We start from the raw sequence: 17,911 nt of genomic DNA on the forward strand, positions 1-17,911 counted from the left end.
TCTTTTGATATTGCCAAAATAGTTGTCATCATCTGACAACTACTTTGGTAATATCCGACTGCCAAGGCAGTCGGAATAGAGATTTTCTCTAATTTTCTATTATTAGCTAGCGCTATTAGATCTCCAGTCAAATTCCCAAGTAATAGGCTTCCCGCCACTAGCAGGCGTATAAGTCGAAATCAGCTTATGACTTGTCTTATTAACCTCATGGGCTATCTTGCCATTATCTGCTGCGAGGGTCTTAGAAAGCTCTCCTGAACCCTGAGATTCTTTGGCTATATAAGGCTTGAGCGCATCAAGGTCTGGTACATCAGCCGTTTCTGGTTCGACTTGCGAGCCAATATAGGACTGTACAGCTTGAACCAGCTGACGATGTTCCGACTGGATACGTGCCTTGCGGGCCGTGTCCTGGAAAGAAACAAGAGAAGGAATAGCGACTGCTGCGAGAACTGCGATAATAATAATCACCACAATCAGCTCAACCAAGGTAAAGCCTTTACCTTTTTTCTTCAAGTCCTGACGGAACTTTTTAAGCCTATTCAGCATTCGTTGATGTTCTCCTATTTCTTTTTTCTTAATGTATTCAATTTCGTTATAAGTATCCCAAAGGCAGGGTTTTACTAGACTTTGAGATGACACCCTCAATGGAAACTGTAGTTCCTAATTATCTAGGAAATTGTTTCTAGATAAATTAAGGCGATGGATTTCCTGCTGCTGGTGTAGCCGCTTTTGCACTACTATTTTCTTTCCAGTCATAAGTCCAAGTTTTCGCTTTCCCGCCGCCTTTTGGAGTGTAAGTAGAAATCAACTTATTACCAGTAATTACGTGAGCTGAGCCGTTATTTGCTCCATCTTTAGCAAGAGTATCAGCAAGTTCTGCACTGCCTTGTGAGCTCTTAGAGATATAAGGCTTCAAATCATTAAGTGTCGGAGCTGTAGCATTCTCAGGATCTACTTGTGAACCAAGATAAGACTGAATAGCTGATACCAACTGACGGTGTTCTGTTTCAATACGGCTCTTACGCGCACTGTCTTGGAACCCTGTGATAGCTGGGATAGCTACTGCTGCCAAAACAGCGATGATGATGATTACGACAATCAACTCAACCAAGGTAAAACCTTTACCTTTTTTCTTCAAGTCCTGACGGAACTTTTGCAATTTGTTTAACATTTGAATAGTTCTCCTATTTCTTTTTTCTTAATGTATTCAATTTCGTTATAAGTATCCCAAAGGCAGGGTTTTACTAGACTTTGAGATGACACCCTCAATGGAAACTGTAGTTCCTAATTATCTAGGAAATTGTTTCTAGATAAATTAAGGCGATGGATTTCCTGCTGCTGGTGTAGCCGCTTTTGCACTACTATTTTCTTTCCAGTCATAAGTCCAAGTTTTCGCTTTCCCGCCGCCTTTTGGAGTGTAAGTAGAAATCAACTTATTACCAGTAATTACGTGAGCTGAGCCGTTATTTGCTCCATCTTTAGCAAGAGTATCAGCAAGTTCTGCACTGCCTTGTGAGCTCTTAGAGATATAAGGCTTCAAATCATTAAGTGTCGGAGCTGTAGCATTCTCAGGATCTACTTGTGAACCAAGATAAGACTGAATAGCTGATACCAACTGACGGTGTTCTGTTTCAATACGGCTCTTACGCGCACTGTCTTGGAACCCTGTGATAGCTGGGATAGCTACTGCTGCCAAAACAGCGATGATGATGATTACGACAATCAACTCAACCAAGGTAAAACCTTTACCTTTTTTCTTCAAGTCCTGACGGAACTTTTGCAATTTGTTTAACATTTTGAATAGATCTCCTATTTTTTCATAATTTTTACTATTTCCGCCCACAGGGGCATTCGTTTTGTTCCTAGCTGGGAGACCCCACAAACTCCCAGCATCAGAACGGTTTTCCTAACTTTTTGTGCAGAGCAATTACTCTGCGAATTCTAACTTTTTCTGTAAATAATCTTTATTGATTTGCTTCAGCGCCCTGTTGAACAGCATTAGCAATTTCAAACATTGGCAGCATAACAGAGGCAACGATTCCCCCGATGATGACGCCCATGACGATGATCATGGCTGGTTCCAAGAGTGAGAGCAATTGCTTGATAGCTGCTTCAAGCTCTTCTTCATAAAAATCCGATGTTTTATTGAGCATGGACTCCAGAGAGCCAGACTCCTCACCGATCTTTACCATCGAGAGCATCATAGGCGGGAAGAGACCTGTCGAGGTCAGCATACCCGTTAGGCGTTCCCCTTTTTGCAGACCTTCATTGGCGATTCTCAGCTTGTCAATAACAACAGCGTTATTAGTCGTTGCAGCAGCTGAATCAATGGCCTCTACCAGAGGGATACCCGCACTGGTAAGAGTAGCTAAGGTACTGGCGAAACGAGCAGTGACAATCTTCTGCATCGGTCCTTTGACGACTGGCATCTTGAGCTTGAGCTGGTCCAGTTGATAGCGTCCTGCTTCAGTACTGCGATAACGCAGGAATAGGAAGACTAGAAGCCCAACCCCACCAAAGAGGATATACCAGTAAGACTGGACAAAGTTACTAGCTGCCAAGACGATACGTGTTGGCAAAGGTAATGCTACACCACTCTGCTCAAAGATTCCCGAGAAGTTAGGGATAACGACATAGAGCAAGACCAAGGTGGCAGCTACTGCCAAAAAGGCAAGGACCGCTGGATAGATCATAGCTCCGCGAATCTGGCGACTGGTCTTGAGCTCCTTATTATAGTGCTCAGACATTCTTTCCAGTACCTCGTCCAGCTTACCAGTCTTTTCACCGGCCTGCACCATACGGATTAAGAGGTCGGGAAAGAGACCGTTTTGCTCGATTAGAGCCTTGGAAAGCTGATTCCCTTCCTTCAGGCCTTTACTGATAACCTTCAGACTTGCCTTCAAGTTTTTGGCATCTGTCTGCTGCTCTAAGATATCTACTGCATTGTTGAGCGGGATACCCGAGTTTAGCATAACCGACATCTGCTTACAGAAGAGTGATATATCCTTGAGCTTGATCTTCTTGCTTTGGAAAAGGGTGATTTCCTTAGAGCCCATGACCTTTTCTTCGACACTGATTGGCTTCCCTTTGAGACGGATCCGATTGACGGCGTCAGTCCGGTTAGGAGCATCTACCTCTAGTGTGACGACCCCTTGCCGAGTGTCTAAGTATTTACAAACATATACTGTCATGCTCTAGTACCCCACTATTCCTAGGGATTTTTCAACTTGAGCGCGGTCTACTGAGTAGGACAGCAGTGTTCTTTGATCGATGACATTGCGACGGTAGAGTCCCATGAGCGAAGTGTCCATAGTAATCATGCCTAGCTGAGCCCCTGTTTGGATTGGCGTCAGCAGCTGGTGGGTCTTCCCTTCGCGAATGAGGTTGCGAATAGCGGGTGTTCCCAGCATGATTTCAAAGGCGGCCACACGACCCTTGCCGGTCGCTGTACGCATGAGCTGCTGCGATACAACCCCTTCCATAACGGCGGAAAGCTGTACACGGATTTGTTCCTGCTGCTCGGCTGGAAATACGTCGATAATCCGGTCCATGGTGTTTACGGCACCGACCGTGTGGAGAGTTGACAGGACTAAGTGACCTGTTTCCGCCGCACGCAGAGCGATTTCAATCGTTTCCTTATCCCGCATCTCACCGACTAGGATGACATCCGGGTCCTGACGAAGGGCACCGCGGAGAGCATTGCCGAAGCTTTGCGTATCCGCTCCCAGCTCACGCTGGTTGACCAAGCACTTATTATGCGTGTGCATGTACTCAATCGGATCTTCAATCGTGATGATGTGCTCGTCCCGCAAGCTGTTCATGTAGTTGATCATGGTTGCCAGGGTCGTTGACTTTCCGCTTCCTGTTGGTCCGGTAACCAATATCAACCCCCGGCGTTTCTCAGCTAGCTTTTTGATAACTGGTGGCAATCCCAGAGATTCCATAGATGGAATATCCTTGGGAATGACCCGCAAGGCAATCCCGCAGTTGTTTTTCTGCTTAAAGATATTGACCCGCAAGCGATAACCATTATCGACCTCGTAGGCACAGTCCACTTCACCGACTTCTAAAAGATGAGCAATCTGCTTCTCATTTAAAATATGCTTGGTGAAGCGAACCGTGTCTTCGTTGGTCAAAATTGTATTGTTGAGTTGTGTTAACCTCCCGTGCAGACGCATGCTTGGCTCAGCGCCAACCGTGAAGTGGATATCTGATGCACCCGCTTCAATCGCCTGCTTAATTAACTCATCCAAATTCATCCTAAACTTCCCCTTCTAGACTGAAGGCAATCTTCATTGCTTCTTCAATCGTTGTAGTCCCCTGTTTTGCGATATCAATGGCCTCCTCCGCCAAGTCTCGCATACCATTTTTCTTAGCTTCTGCTCGAAGCTGTGACGTTGTTCCACCATCATTAATTAGTGATTTAATCTCCCTTGTCACTGCCATGATTTCGTGGATAGCTATACGTCCATAGTATCCCGTACCGCTGCAGTAGTTGCAGCCGCGTCCGCGATACAAGGTGTCTCCCTTGTGAATACCGATACCTGCATGTTCATTTGTTTCTACAGTATACTCAGTCTTACACTTAGGACAGATACGCTTAATCAAGCGCTGTGCGATAATACCGACAGTCGCCGTTGAGACCAGATAAGGCTTGATGCCCATATCGACCAAACGGTTGACTGTACTAGCTGTGTCATTGGTGTGGATAGTCGAGAGAACGACGTGACCAGTGATAGCGGCACGAACCGCGATACTAGCTGTCTCTTCGTCCCGAATTTCCCCCAAGAGAACGATGTCCGGGTCCTGACGCAGGATACTTCTCAAACCACTAGCGAAGGTCAGTCCAGCTTTGTTATTTACCTGAACTTGGTTGACCCCTTCCAATCGGTACTCAACCGGATCTTCAACAGTGATGATATTTTTTCCTACATCATTGAGCTCACGGAGCGCTGTGTAGAGAGTGGTTGTCTTTCCGCTTCCTGTCGGACCAGTCAGCAAGATGATGCCTTCTGGCGCCTTAAGAATATCTTCAAAGAGCTTCTGATTGGTTGGCGAGAATCCTAGCTCCTCTTTACTGAGGAGAGTTGCATTCCGGCTCAAAATCCGAATAACGATTTTTTCACCGAATACAGTAGGCAAGACTGAAACCCGCATGTCGACTTCTTTGCCGTCAATGGTTGTTTCAATCCGTCCATCCTGAGGAATCCGTCGCTCGGCAATGTCCAGACCACTCATGATCTTAATCCGTGTCGCAATGGCTGAGTGAGCATTGGCTTTCAACTGCATGTTTTCCACCAAAGTCCCGTCAACCCGGAAACGAACACGAACAACTTTTTCAAAGGGCTCAATATGGATATCGCTGGTCCGCGTCTTGATTGCCTGACTGATAATCGAGTCAATCAAACGTACAACCGGAGCATTTTTGATTTCGAGATCTTCTTCGACGATCTCTTCATCCACATTAAAACCTTCGATTTCGGTCGCTGCCTGTTGGGCTTCTTCTCCTTTAGAATAGTATTGATCGATATACTTCTCAATATCATCCCGAAAAGTTACATAAGGTTCTACCGCCATCTTAGAGACGATTTTAACGTCATCTAGGGCGATATAGTTGCTTGGGTCTGCCATTGCAACTATTAATTTCGGTTCTTCATCCGCTTCTCCATCGGTGAAGGCAATCGGAATCAATCCATGACGTTTAGCAACTTTTTCTGAAACCTTCTCGACAGCTTCCTTTTCTATCACAAACTGTGATAGATTGACATGAGGTACACGGTAGTAGTAACTCATGACTTTCAGCATATCTTCTTCTGTCACATAGCCCTTGCTGATTAGATATCTCTCTAACTGCATGTTTGATTGTGGCATATCTTGAAGAATTTCTTCTTTTTGAGCTGCCGTTATCAGATTGAATTGAACCAATATAGCGATTAGTGCCATTTGTTTCTCCTGTCTGTGATTTTTTTGTAAAAATCCTTCAATTCTTTCTATGCGTTATTAGATAACAGCTTTCTTAAAAAAATCTCCCTCGCTTAAAGATTCCTTTAAGGTTTCTTTAAGCTTTTTAAGTTAGGCTAGTACATGGAAAATTTACCAATAGAACCAAACTTAATGTTTTAAGTTAGATGCTTTGAGCAGTATCTCTATTTGATAAACCTAGAAAACGAGCTCTAAAACAATCACAGGATTGTTAAAGAAAGTTTTATATTTGTCAAAAGGGGCGCAAAAAAGCAGATGCCAAAAACATTTGTTCTTGCGTTCTTAAATACTATACAAAGCAAGTTCTCTTGCAAAATTTCTCATGCTTTTAGATGCAGGTTAAACCGTGTGTGTGTGTGAAGTTGGTTTAACCCTAATCATCAAGCAGCCAGTGCCATAAGATAAGAATTCTTGTCTTATGGCTTTTCTTTTTACCGATATGCATATTTTGGTAGGAAATGCTAGGAACAAAAGCTTTATTTGCTTTAAAAAACATTTACCTATCACAGTATATGATATAATTGACAACTTGTCAACAGGTTTGCCTCGAAAAAAATGACTGCATTTAAAAAAATGTTTAATTTTGACAAAACCTTGTTATATCAAGCTTTTTGACACTTTTTTAAAGCGTTTTTTTTACTTCGAGGATAAAAAAAGCAAATTTTTTTGAGGAAATTTCCCCTTTACTGCTTCTTTTTCAACCTTCAGATGGACAGTGTGACAGCATCTGTCCTCTTCTAATCGGTAGTCGATATGCTTAGGAAAGGCGCTTCAGGACAAGGCTTAGCAAGCTTTGCCTGTTTCTTCCTACCCAATAGTATATGCTAAAGAAAAAGCTTTGTCAATGCATTTGCATTTTATTAGATGTAAAACCTATCTAAAAATGCACATTGTGCGCGGCTTGTCTATTTTTTTATAGAAAAACTACAAAATCAAAAAGGCTAGAATTTTCAGACAGGGAAAAAGACATGTTAAATAAGAAGAAAATCATAAAAATAGAACCAGTTAAGCGATGGAAATTAGACTGTAAAACGAAAAAACAGCCCGAAATATCGGACTGTAGAGGTATAGTTTACAGTGGTACAATTTAAGTATGAGGTTTTAAATCGCCCTCTCCACCTAAACACCACTCTTCATGCTCTTCCAAGCTACTATCCGTCTGGATAGTGATTTTGGTGATACCGTAAGCTTGCAGTTCTTGACGCATAGTAGCTTGGGTCTCGGCCAGCAGGTCTGGATTTTCAAGACAGATATGGATCATGGCAAATTTTTCTAAACCGTCTGTGGTCCAGACATTGAGCTGGGTAATAGCCTGAACGTTTTCAACTGCTAGAATTTCCTGATAAAGCTGACTCAAATCAATATCGCTTGGGATGTGATCCAGAAAAATCTTGATGTTTTCCCAGAACTTAGGCAGGGCCTTGCTGAGGATGAAGCCCGCAATGAGCAGGGAGAGCAGTGGGTCAAGAAAATACCAGTCAGTAAAGCGCAGAACGATGGAGACTAGGATAACAGCTACCCAACCCAAAATGTCCTCTAAGAAATGGAGACTGAGAATAGACTCATTATGACTGTGTCCATGACCATGGCCGACTACCTTGCTGGCTGCTAGATTGACTATAATGGCAAAGATACCCAGCACCAGCATGCCGTCATAATTGACCTTTTCAGGCGCAAAGACCTTGGGTACATTTTCGATAATCACCAAGGTCGAGCCGACCAGCAAGATGACCGAGGTCAGCAAGGCTCCCAAAAGGCTGTAGCGCTTGTAGCCCAGAGTGTATTTCTTGTCTTCTTTTTTATTAGAAATTTTTTCAAAAAGGGTAGAGAGTCCGATAGCCATCGCGTCTCCTGTGTCGTGCACAGCGTCGGCTAATACAGCGCTGGAATTGAACATGAAGCCAAAGATAAACTCAAGAATGGCAAAGGAAAAGTTTAACAGAAAGGCAATAGTCATATTTTTACTAGATTTCACGGCAGCCTCCTTTCAGTTTGGCTAAATTTATAGTATAATGTAATCAAAACGGAACACCTTGTTCAGTTTTCTTCATCTTTATTATCCCTTATTCTCAGAAAGGAAACAAGAAGCAATTGAGGGGCTTTGTCTGTTATTGAACAATCCTGCTCTTTTGTTCCGAAACACTATGGACAGACGAGTCAAGAAATCACGCGCAGCTATTTACCAAGCTTTTATCAGCCTGCTGCATCAAAAAAGTTATGAAAGCATCACCGTGCAAGAAATCATCGACCTGGCAGACGTTGGCCGGTCGACTTTTTATGCCCATTTCGATACCAAGGAAGCCTTGCTAGAGGAGGTTTGCCAAGACCTCTTTCAGCATACCTTTCTTGAACGTGACGACGGCAAGGATCTCTTTGAAGCAACCGCCCATATTTTCAAGCATTTCCAAAAGAATCAGGACAAGATTGCGACCTTGCTGCTTTCGAAAAATATCTATTTCACCAATCGCTTAAAGATTGAGCTGGAAAATTATCTCTTTCCGATGATTCAGGAACAGCTCCTGCAGAAAAAATCTCAGCTGCCAGAGCCCTTTCTAAGAAATTATGTGACTTCTACTTTTGTGGAGACGGTCAGCTGGTGGCTCCAGCAGAAGAAAACATTGCCAGAAACAGTTATCAGCCAGTATTTTCTGGATTTGATGGACTGATTTTATTTTGATACTTATATAGGAGGAAACTTAACTTTATGAAAAAGACACATTCGAAATTTTTACTTCCAGGTATTCTGATGGTGGGGGTTGTCCTACGGGCACCTTTTGCAGTGCTGCCTGTTGTGCTGGGCGATATTGCTAAGGGACTGCAAGTTCCCGTCAACTCTCTGGGACTGCTGACTAGCCTGCCCTTGATCATGTTTGCCCTCTGCTCAGCCTTTTCCCCACGCCTGGCTCAAAAGGTCGGTCTGGAAAAGCTCTTTACAATAGCCATGATTGTGCTGACTCTGGGCTCTTTTATTCGTATCTTTAACCTGCCTCTACTCTACGCAGGTACAATCATGCTAGGGGCTTCCATCGCTGTCTTAAATGTGCTCCTGCCTAATGTCATTCAGGCAAATCAGCCAGAGAAAATTGGATTTCTAACCACGCTCTATATTACTTCTATGGGACTGGCCATCTCAGTCATGTCTCCCTTGGCTGCGCCTATTGTCCGCTTAGCTGGCTGGCAAGGATTGATTCTCGTCCTGACCCTCATCTGCTTACTAGCCTGCTTGATTTGGCTTCCTAACAGCCGTCACAATCACAAGCTGACTAGTAAAAATCGTGAACAGCAAATGGGCTCCCTGCTAACAAATCCTAGAGTATGGGCTCTGATTGTTTTCGGTGGCCTGCAGTCCTTACTCTTTTATACGGCTATCACTTGGCTGCCGACTCTTGGCCAGTTGGCAGGACTTTCCGATGATGCTACTGGATTCTTAGCCTCTATCTTTTCAATTATCAGCCTTCCTTTGGCTATGACGATACCTAGTCTGACAACGCGTCTATCCGCTAAAAAACGCTTGGGGATGATTGCTCTCTTTTCTGTAACTGGTATGGTTGGTCTGGGCATGCTGCTGGTCAAGACAGATTCCTTTATCTACTGGCTCATTCTCAATCTGCTAATTGGTATGTCCGTCAGCGCCCTCTTCCCTTACCTTATGGTTACTTTCTCGCTCAAAACCAGTACTCCTGAGCAAACCGCTCAGCTATCTGGCTTAGCCCAGACTGGTGGTTATATTCTGGCCGCCTTTGGTCCTAGCCTCTTTGGATACAGCTTTGATTTATTCCATTCCTGGACTCCAGCTATCCTCATTCTCATTGGTCTGGCTGCCATTGTGACGCTAACTCTCTTTTACATTGAGAAGTTTGACAAGATATAATAAAGACGAAAAAATGCTTAGAAATCCTAAGCGTTTTTGCAATAGTTGAGACACTCTTCCAGGTCCACATCCCGCTCTAAGTGCTCTGGTGCCTACGCTCTCGCATAATTTCTACGACTTGCTCAAAAATATCTGTTTTCTTCATCTTTTATTCCTTCTTCCAGGTGTCCTCATCGTCCAGCAGGCCTCGTTTGGGCATTTTTGAAACATGACGATTGCCGGCCACATAAAAACCCAAGGGCTCTTCCCTCCAGGCATCTGTGCAGGTCACGCCAATCCGCGGACGGCTGGCAATCTGATTGGGAGTCAGGTCATGGGCTAGTTGCAAACTGGAGGTCGCTAAACTCTGTCCATCAAAGCGCTTATCAATCCCAGCATACTTGGTTAGCTTGCCAGGACCGTTAGCTAAAAGTCGGCCATCCGGTAGCTCCAAAGCTCGAATCAGTACGGCTTCAGCCACATTTTCACCCTTGGTCACCAAATTCAGCATCTGATGACCATAAATCTGATAAACATACCAGTGACCAGCTGGCAGATACATGGATTCATTCTTAGGGGAGCGGCGCCCTCCAGCCGAATGGCAGGCACTGTCTTGACTTCCCAGGTAGGCTTCTGTTTCGACAATTCGGCCTAGCTTCTGGCCATTTAGAATCAATTGCATACCTAGCAAAGCTCGAGCTGCTGCAACTGTGTCTGTCTTGATGAGATTCTGAAAGTTTCTTGATAACATAGGTTGATTATAGCATGATTTCTCCATTTACAGAGGAAAAGAAATGTTGCAAAAATGTTATTTTTCTCCTTCTCATGGACAAGAATTTTGTTACAAAACAATTACGCACTAAATAAGCGGAAAATCGTGAAAAAGCTTATAAAATCTATATTTTGTCTACTTGTTTTGCATATATTTTGTAACATCTTTATTAACAGAGTATGTTATTTATGTATCAATCCGGTTTTTCATTGCTTCAAATGAAATATTTGTTTAATATTATACTAGAAGGAGGGGTAAGATGAAAAAATTATCTAAAATTTCTTTATTTTTATTACCACTAATTGCACTTTTCTTTTTAGCAGCTTGCGGAAATTCTGCAGATAAGAAGACTGAAGAAAGCTCAAGTTCCAGCTCAAGCGTATCTTCTTCATCTAAAGCTAAGACAAGCTCTAGCAGCACATCTGAAGAAAGCGGCAGTGCCAAAGTCAACGTAAACGGCGGTGATACTAGCGTTAATGTAAATGGCGATGACGAAAGCGGCGATGCTTCTGTTGAAACTAACGGAGACGGTAGTGCTAATGTACAAACTGATAACGCTGGTGTTAGCGTAAATGAAGATGGCGTTCATGTTCAAGGCGGCGGTGTTGATGTTAAGGTCGGCAGCGATGGATCTGTCAATATCCAAACACCTTAATTGAAAAACATGTTTCGATTATTATAATTCATAAAAACCGAGTTTCGCTCGGTTTTTTGATTTTCTCCAATGTATTTCAAAAACTTAAAAAGCATTAAAAAGACTTGCAAAAACTTATTTGCTATGTTATACTCTATTTAGAAAAGTAAGGAGAAACAAGCATGTACCAAGAACAACGCTTAGCTGAAATCTTAGAGCTCTTGGCTGAGAAAAAACAGCTGTCAGCCAAGGATATGATTGAGCATTTTCAGGTCTCTAAAGATACTATTCGGCGAGATTTCTCGATTTTGAGCGAGCGTAAGCTTGTGCAGCGCACTCACGGAGGTATTATCCCGCTGGATACTAGCCGGCAAATCCCCTCCTTTAACGACCGTATCAACCAACTAAGTCAAGAAAAAAAGGCTATTGCCCAGAAGGCCCATGACTTTCTCAAGCCGGGGCAGATTGCTTTCTTTGATGTCTCAACCATCGTTCTCCATCTGGCTCAGCGCATCAAGGAGCCTATGACAATCTACTCCCATTCTCTGGATAATGCAATCATGCTGAGCAGTCAGGACAAAGTGGACTTTCACCTCTTAGGCGGAAAATTTTATCCAAAAAACCGATTCTACTACGCGCTCAATGAAGCAGAGCTGCTGGAGCAGATTTCCTTTGACATTGCCTTTATCGGGGCAGCCAGTGTCTCTGATGGCCTAGTCAGCTTTGAAGACAAGGCCGATGCTCACCTTAAAAAACTGGCTTTGAAACACGCTAAGACTAAGATTCTGCTGGCCGAGCAAGACAAGTGGCAGAAAGAGTCTAAGTACATCCTGGGACCTGTCAGCGACTTTGACTACTGGATTACGGACCAAGCGCCCAGCCCTGAAGTCCAAAAACTGCTTGGAGACAAGGTTAAAATAATTTATTAAATCGATCCATTAGACACATAGGAGGATGAGCTATGATAAAACAAGCGATTCGTCTGATTATCAGCGATATTGACGGTACCATTTTGGACGACCAGCACCAAGTAGATTCTAAACTCAAGGACATGATTCCCCTGCTAAGCCGAGAAAAAATCCCTTTCGTTCTGGCTTCTGCCCGCTCTCCTCTGGGCATGGAGCCCATTGCCCGTGAGCTGGGGCTGGGAGATAATCCGCTGGCCTGCTACAATGGCGCTCTGGTCATCAAGGGTGAACCGCAAGCTTATGAAACTATTATCGAGCATCCTCTGGACAAGAAAGAAATCCGCACTTTTCTGGAGCTGGTTAAGGCTGAATTTCCTAGCGTGTCCATCAATCTCTACTCTGGTAAGGATTGGATCGCTGATCATCTAGATAAATGGGTGCAGATAGAGGCTGAGATTACAGGTGAGCAGCCGATAATTCAGAATGTGTTAATGCCGGTGCTGGATGTTCTAATGCCTGCTCACAAATTACTCCTCATTGATGAAGCGCCTATCATCCAGAAACTCCATGACTACCTACAGACCTTAGACTTTGCCAAGACAGCCTTCTATCTCTCTAAGGACAACTACATGGAAGTCACGGCCAAGCATGTCTCCAAGGAGCAAGCCTTATACGAAATTGCCCAGCACTATCAAGTGCCTCTAGAGCAGGTTATGACAATCGGAGACAACTTCAATGACCTTCCTATGCTCCGCCTGGCTGGACTTGGAGTCGCTATGGGCAATGCCCCCGAAGCAGTCAAAACCGAGGCAAAAGCCGTCACCAAAAGCAACAATGAGCACGGAGTTGCAAAAGCTGTAGAAAAGTATGTTTTGATATAACGCAAAAAATCTGCTCAAGGGCAGATTTTTTTATTGATGATAGTCATAAGCTAGGCGAGGACTGCCGTCAGCTACATAAATAATGCCACACTCCCTAAAGCCGTAGTTCAGCACAGCTGCCTGCATAGGCTGATTGTCCGCATGGGTATCGATTCGCAAGTAGGGAAGCTGCTGGCGGCAAAAATCAAAGACCTGACGGGACAGGCCTCTGACTTGGCCATTTGAAGCGATGCGGTGAATGGTGCCGTAAGGCTCCGCAAAATGCCAGCTACCCTTTTCGATGACCTGATAGGTCGGATCTTCTCCGATGATAAAGGCAAAGGTGCCAACCAGTCGCCCTTCTACCTCTATAACAAAAGAGTGGCCAGCCGCAATGTCATCCTCAATCAAGCTCGCGCTGGGATAGCCTCCATCCCACTGAGTCGGATTGCCCTGGTCTTTCATGAACTGACGGGCCACATCATAAATCGCCATTATGGCTGGGATATCTTCTGTTTGGGACAAACGAATCTTCATCTTTCCTCCTTATAAAAATAAGGCTGGAAAGTCCCAACCTTATTTGAATTCTTCTGGTTTGCCAGTATACTGAGACCATTCCTTGCTGAAGAAGCGGTCATTGATCTGGTAGTTTGGCGCCGGCTGTGGATTGGCTACAAAAGGATCAACCGCCTTATCAAAGGCCAGCCAGCCATTCCAGCCCATGTGGATAGTGTCCTGCATGAAGTAAGGCTTGTCGCCGTCCTTAGAAAAATCAGCAATGTTGGTAAAGCCCTGACTTTTCAGCTGGTAGCGAATCTTAGCCACTGTCCGCTGGTACATTTCAGGACTGAGTCCTGTATACTCCATCCACTTAGAATTGACCGGTGGAATGATGAAGATGACATTAGTCTTTGACTTGGCGAACTGGTCCAGAACCAGCTGCAAGTCGTTGTACTCAGGAGATTTTTCATAAGATTGCTTGGTTTGAAAACCTCTGAGCTTGGCAACCTTGCCGGCCAGACGGGTCTTGTAAAATTGATTGTCTATGCCGAATTGATTGTTATTGGTCTTCTTCTTGGCCTCTGCTGTAGCAATCTCTTCCAAAGCCTGATAGGAGAAGGTGTCTGGCAAATCAGCCATATAAGGCAAAATTCGCTGGTCATAATTTTCATTATTGAGGGCAGCAAAGTTGCTAAAAAAAGCATCTTGTCGCTCATTAAGATGAGCCATCATCTCAATATGGCGCTCTTCAAAGCTGCTCAGCTTCTTACCTTCCGACAGCTTCTGCACGCTCTCTGCCATAGCAACATCTGGATAAAGCTGCAGAAGGCGCTGGGCTGCATATTGCGCCGCCGCATCTCCTTGCTGCTGAGACAGATAAGCCGTCAGCTGATCACTGTTGAAGTACTGCTGAAAGGCCGAAGCATCATAGCCAGTCTTGGTAAACCACTGGGGCGACACTACATAGACCGCCGTTTGCCCCTCCAACTCAGAGGACATCTGCTGCATACCAAAGTACTGATTAAATGATGCTGCCCCGCGCTGGCCTAGAAAATAAGGCCGATAGGAGCGGTTGTATTTCTCAGCCAGCACTGCCGGATGCATGCTATCAAAGCGCAGCCATTCACTAGAGCCAAAGAAGGGAACAAAGCGCATCTTCTTATCGGTCAAGGCTGTCACCTTCTTGCTGCGGCTCTTGAAGTTTTCTGCTGTCAGGGTCACTGCCGAGCGCTTCTCTGCTTCTATATCATGCTTTTTATCAAGCGGATAGAAGAAAAAGAGCAGGGCAACCATGACCATAGCGCAGAAAACTGGCCCCAGAATCAGCCAGAGTCGTTTAAGCATTGCGAAGCTCCGTTACGCCTTCAACGATTTTGTTGGCTGTGTTCCAGTCATCGCGGCCAAACTCTGACACTGGCACGCGGATATCAAAACGGTTTTCCAACTCAACAATCAGCTCGACCGTTCCCATACTGTCTAGTACACCAGCGTCAAACAAATCCTCGTCCATCATGTCTGACACATCTTCCATAAATAGTTCTTCGATAATTTCAATTACTTCTGCTTTTATATCCATTTTTCTTCCTCATTCATTTTTATTTTTTAAACCAAAGCTCATTTAAAAATCCAGAAAAGATCAAAAATGAGAACATGACTGCGTGAAAGGTCACCACAATCCCCAACGCTTGGCTCCATTTATTGTCTGGCAGAGGCGGAAGCCCCTTAGCCTTGCGCTCTTTGTTTAGCGTTTTCTTCTTGCGCAGCCAGGCATCATTGACGACTAGACCAGCTCCATGAAAGAGACCGTAGGCGATATAATACCAGGTTACACCATGCCAGAAGCCCATAATCAGCATGTTGATCAGATAGGCCACACTAGAGGTCGTGTTGCGGTTTTTAAAGACCTTATTGCGCATCAGGACCATGACCAGCCGCATAAAGACAAAATCACGGAACCAAAAGGACAGACTCATGTGCCAGCGATTCCAGAATTCTTTCAAATCACGAGAGAGAAAAGGCTTATCAAAGTTGATAGGGCTCTTGATTCCCATGAGATTAGAAATAGCTAGCGCAAACATCGAATAACCGGCAAAGTCAAAGAAGAGATCCAGACCAAAGACATACATGACGCCCAGAGTTCCCAGATTAAAGAAACCGCCGGTATAGAGAGCGTAGGTCTTGACATGCCCCAGCAAGAGATGTCCAAAGATATGTGCTAGGATAAACTTATAAAGGAAGCCTAGCATGATATACTTGACAGACTGCTCCAGCATATCCAGCAGCTCATCTCTCTCAGGAATGTTCAAATAGTCTTCATTGAAACGCTTGAAACGATCAATAGGGCCACTCGAAAAGGTCGGCATGAAGAGCAGGAAACGCAGGAACTCCCAGAGCGTGAATTCTGTCAGAACTCCATCGCGCATCTCAATCATCATCCCTACCGAACGAAAGGTCAGATAGGAAATCCCCAAAAAGCCAAAGAGAGACTGATGACCGCTGATTGCGGGTTCTACCTTGACAAGCACAAGCGGCAGAACTGCCAGCAAGGTATGCAGATAAAAGATCCACTTGCTGTCCCGCGACCGGCGATAGAGCTTGTATGAATAAACCCAAACTATCTGCCAGATGACATAGCCCAGTAAAGCACAAAGCTGCGCCAGACTGGGACCTGTCAGCATCAGGACGATAAAGACCAAGCTGACCAAGGCTTCATAAAGGGGGAAGCGTTTCTTAAAGAAAAGTCCGACAAAGATTGGCAGAACTGCCAGAACGATATAAACAAAGTAAACTGGATTGCCGTAGGGTTCCAAGTGAGGCAGCTGTTTCAAGAAATCCATCATCGCTTATTGACCTCGCTAATCAGCCCCTTGATGTCAATCTTGCCATTTGGAGTCAGAGGCAGGGTCTCTCGATAGAGGAACTTGGACGGCATCATATAGGACATCATAATATCCTGCAGATCTTCCTTGATTGCCTTGGTAATATCGATTTCCCGCTCAAACTGCTCAGCCACACCGTCTTTGAGAATGACATAGGCTAGCAGATTTTGGACCTTGTGGTCCTTATTGTAGCGGGGCACAGCCACTGCAGAATCAATGTATTTCGATTTGTTCAGATTCTGAGACACATCCTCCAGCTCAATACGGAAACCATTAAACTTGATCTGGAAGTCCATCCGGCCGCCGTAGAGCAGCAAGCCTTCATCTGTCATCGAGCCGACATCTCCTGTATGATAGGCTGGCAGACCTTCAAATTCAAAGAAGGCCTCCGCTGTCTTCTCAGGATTATTCAGATAGCCTTTGGATACGGCTGGACCGCAGACGATGATTTCTCCCTGCTGGCCATTCGGCACCTTCTGCCCTTCTTCGTCAATGACAAAGGTCGGAGAGTCCGCCTTGGTATAGCCAATCGGCAGGCGCTTGCAATTCTGCAGCATCTCGTCTGTCACTGCTACCGCAGACAGGGCCACTGTTGCCTCAGTCGGACCGTAAGCATTGATAATGCGAGCTTGAGGGAAGCGATCGCGAAGCTTCTGAGCTGTCTTGACCGTCAACTCCTCGCCGTCAAAGTAGAAATGCGTCAGCTGAGGCAGCTTCTGGCTGTTAAAGTCATCCGACAGCAAGGCCATATCCGCGAAGGAAGGCGTCGAAGTCCAGATAGCAATAGGCAGACTAAGAATCGTCTCAAACAGCTGCTTGAAATCCTGAGTCACAGCCGAAGGCAGGGCAAAAAGAGTCCCTCCCAAGGCCAAAGTCGGCGCCCAATACATGACTGACAAGTCAAAAGAATATGGAGGCTGAGCCAACATTTGAGGACGCTCCGGAGTCTCAAACTCCTTATCCGTAATCATCCAATTCGTAAAGCTGAGCAAATTATTGTGGGAAATCTGCACTCCCTTAGGTTTGCCAGTCGTTCCCGATGTGAAAATGATGTAATAGTTGTCATCTCCCTGCACCGGATGGCTAAGCTCATAGGACGCTCCCTCTCTGAAGGCTGTCTGAACTTGCTCCGCACTGAAAATAGGAGCAGCTACATCTGCCAGCGGAAAATCATTGATGGCAATAATCAAGCTTGGCTCAGCAACTTCTACAATCGCTGCCACGCGCTCCAAGGCTGAGTGGCTGTCGATAGGAATGTAGGCATGACCAGACTTGGTCAAGGCCACAAAAGTAGCCAGCATTTCGTATTCCTGACCGCCAAAGACCACAACCGGAGACTTGTCAGGAAGTTCCAAACGGTCAATATGAGCCGCCAACGAATCGGAATCCTTCTTTAAATCGCCATAAGTATGAACTTGACCTAAAATATCATAAACCGGAAAATCCGGCTGCACCTGAGCAAAATGCTCAATCGCTTCAATCATATCATGTATCACTTTATTTGACATTGTTTCCTACTCTCTCA

Annotated in this window: 18 protein-coding genes; 5 read left to right on the top strand and 13 right to left on the bottom strand. The window is 44.8% G+C overall.

Annotation, left to right across the window (positions count from 1 at the left end; genetic code table 11):
- Nucleotides 1-102 precede the first annotated feature (102 nt).
- From J1C86_RS11260 to J1C86_RS11290, 7 genes are all read right to left on the bottom strand, one after another.
- Entirely contained in the window at nucleotides 103-546 is a 444-nt protein-coding gene (locus J1C86_RS11260; protein WP_125407920.1) for a prepilin-type N-terminal cleavage/methylation domain-containing protein, read from the bottom strand.
- 145 nt (nucleotides 547-691) lie between these two features.
- Nucleotides 692-1,171 (bottom strand): prepilin-type N-terminal cleavage/methylation domain-containing protein, encoded by a 480-nt coding sequence (locus tag J1C86_RS11265; RefSeq protein WP_125408845.1) that lies wholly within the window; start codon nucleotides 1,169-1,171, stop codon nucleotides 692-694.
- A gap of 144 nt (nucleotides 1,172-1,315) precedes the next feature.
- Complete coding sequence (locus J1C86_RS11270) at nucleotides 1,316-1,795, bottom strand: prepilin-type N-terminal cleavage/methylation domain-containing protein (protein WP_125408845.1); 480 nt, start codon at nucleotides 1,793-1,795, stop codon at nucleotides 1,316-1,318.
- 169 nt (nucleotides 1,796-1,964) lie between these two features.
- A complete protein-coding gene (locus J1C86_RS11275) occupies nucleotides 1,965-3,191 on the bottom strand; it encodes a type II secretion system F family protein (RefSeq protein WP_125408846.1) in 1,227 nt (408 codons plus the stop codon).
- A gap of 3 nt (nucleotides 3,192-3,194) precedes the next feature.
- Entirely contained in the window at nucleotides 3,195-4,259 is a 1,065-nt protein-coding gene (locus J1C86_RS11280) for a type IV pilus twitching motility protein PilT (protein WP_011837691.1), read from the bottom strand.
- Between the two features lies 1 nt (nucleotide 4,260).
- On the bottom strand, nucleotides 4,261-5,943 hold the full coding sequence (locus J1C86_RS11285; protein WP_125408847.1) for a GspE/PulE family protein: 1,683 nt from the start codon (nucleotides 5,941-5,943) through the stop codon (nucleotides 4,261-4,263).
- 1,126 nt (nucleotides 5,944-7,069) lie between these two features.
- Nucleotides 7,070-7,957 carry a cation diffusion facilitator family transporter gene (locus J1C86_RS11290; RefSeq protein WP_125408848.1) on the bottom strand — a complete coding sequence of 296 codons (888 nt, stop codon included), beginning with the start codon at nucleotides 7,955-7,957 and terminating at the stop codon, nucleotides 7,070-7,072.
- A 169-nt stretch (nucleotides 7,958-8,126) separates the two neighbouring features.
- Here J1C86_RS11290 and J1C86_RS11295 point away from each other — a divergent pair, with 169 nt between their 5' ends.
- Together J1C86_RS11295 and J1C86_RS11300 are read left to right on the top strand one after the other, a co-directional pair.
- On the top strand, nucleotides 8,127-8,648 hold the full coding sequence (locus J1C86_RS11295; protein WP_002910979.1) for a TetR/AcrR family transcriptional regulator: 522 nt from the start codon (nucleotides 8,127-8,129) through the stop codon (nucleotides 8,646-8,648).
- A gap of 38 nt (nucleotides 8,649-8,686) precedes the next feature.
- Nucleotides 8,687-9,853 (top strand): CynX/NimT family MFS transporter, encoded by a 1,167-nt coding sequence (locus tag J1C86_RS11300; protein WP_125408849.1) that lies wholly within the window; start codon nucleotides 8,687-8,689, stop codon nucleotides 9,851-9,853.
- 148 nt (nucleotides 9,854-10,001) lie between these two features.
- Here the strand turns inward: J1C86_RS11300 and J1C86_RS11305 are convergent, their stop codons facing one another.
- Nucleotides 10,002-10,610 (bottom strand): DNA-3-methyladenine glycosylase, encoded by a 609-nt coding sequence (locus tag J1C86_RS11305; protein ID WP_125407999.1) that lies wholly within the window; start codon nucleotides 10,608-10,610, stop codon nucleotides 10,002-10,004.
- A 253-nt stretch (nucleotides 10,611-10,863) separates the two neighbouring features.
- On the opposite strand from J1C86_RS11305, the gene J1C86_RS11310 reads away from it, so the two are divergent.
- The 3 genes from J1C86_RS11310 (at nucleotide 10,864) to J1C86_RS11320 (ending at nucleotide 13,027) form a co-directional block, all read left to right on the top strand.
- Nucleotides 10,864-11,259, top strand: coding sequence for a hypothetical protein (locus J1C86_RS11310; protein WP_002907568.1), 396 nt, complete (start codon nucleotides 10,864-10,866; stop codon nucleotides 11,257-11,259).
- A gap of 161 nt (nucleotides 11,260-11,420) precedes the next feature.
- Nucleotides 11,421-12,167, top strand: a complete 747-nt coding sequence (locus J1C86_RS11315) for a DeoR/GlpR family DNA-binding transcription regulator (RefSeq protein ID WP_125408001.1) — start codon at nucleotides 11,421-11,423, stop codon at nucleotides 12,165-12,167.
- Nucleotides 12,168-12,199: 32 nt separating this feature from the next.
- Nucleotides 12,200-13,027, top strand: coding sequence for a Cof-type HAD-IIB family hydrolase (locus J1C86_RS11320; RefSeq protein ID WP_125408003.1), 828 nt, complete (start codon nucleotides 12,200-12,202; stop codon nucleotides 13,025-13,027).
- Between the two features lie 30 nt (nucleotides 13,028-13,057).
- On the opposite strand, the gene J1C86_RS11325 is transcribed toward J1C86_RS11320, so the two are convergent.
- Genes J1C86_RS11325 through dltA form a run of 5 tightly spaced genes read right to left on the bottom strand, consistent with a single transcriptional unit; the run spans nucleotide 13,058 to nucleotide 17,894 of the window.
- Nucleotides 13,058-13,543: an N-acetyltransferase gene (locus J1C86_RS11325; protein WP_125408005.1), complete on the bottom strand. Its 486-nt coding sequence runs from the start codon at nucleotides 13,541-13,543 to the stop codon at nucleotides 13,058-13,060.
- Nucleotides 13,544-13,582: 39 nt separating this feature from the next.
- Nucleotides 13,583-14,851, bottom strand: coding sequence for a D-alanyl-lipoteichoic acid biosynthesis protein DltD (gene dltD, locus J1C86_RS11330; protein WP_125408007.1), 1,269 nt, complete (start codon nucleotides 14,849-14,851; stop codon nucleotides 13,583-13,585).
- Nucleotides 14,844-15,083 (bottom strand): D-alanine--poly(phosphoribitol) ligase subunit DltC, encoded by a 240-nt coding sequence (gene dltC / locus J1C86_RS11335; RefSeq protein WP_002894204.1) that lies wholly within the window; start codon nucleotides 15,081-15,083, stop codon nucleotides 14,844-14,846. Before dltC ends, dltD begins: the two co-directional genes overlap by 8 nt.
- A gap of 19 nt (nucleotides 15,084-15,102) precedes the next feature.
- On the bottom strand, nucleotides 15,103-16,347 hold the full coding sequence (gene dltB / locus J1C86_RS11340) for a D-alanyl-lipoteichoic acid biosynthesis protein DltB (RefSeq protein ID WP_125408009.1): 1,245 nt from the start codon (nucleotides 16,345-16,347) through the stop codon (nucleotides 15,103-15,105).
- On the bottom strand, nucleotides 16,344-17,894 hold the full coding sequence (dltA, locus tag J1C86_RS11345; protein ID WP_125408011.1) for a D-alanine--poly(phosphoribitol) ligase subunit DltA: 1,551 nt from the start codon (nucleotides 17,892-17,894) through the stop codon (nucleotides 16,344-16,346). Before dltA ends, dltB begins: the two co-directional genes overlap by 4 nt.
- Between the last annotated feature and the right edge of the window lie 17 nt (nucleotides 17,895-17,911).

Source organism: Streptococcus sanguinis, from assembly GCF_050220005.1.
GTDB lineage: Bacteria > Bacillota > Bacilli > Lactobacillales > Streptococcaceae > Streptococcus > Streptococcus sanguinis_Z.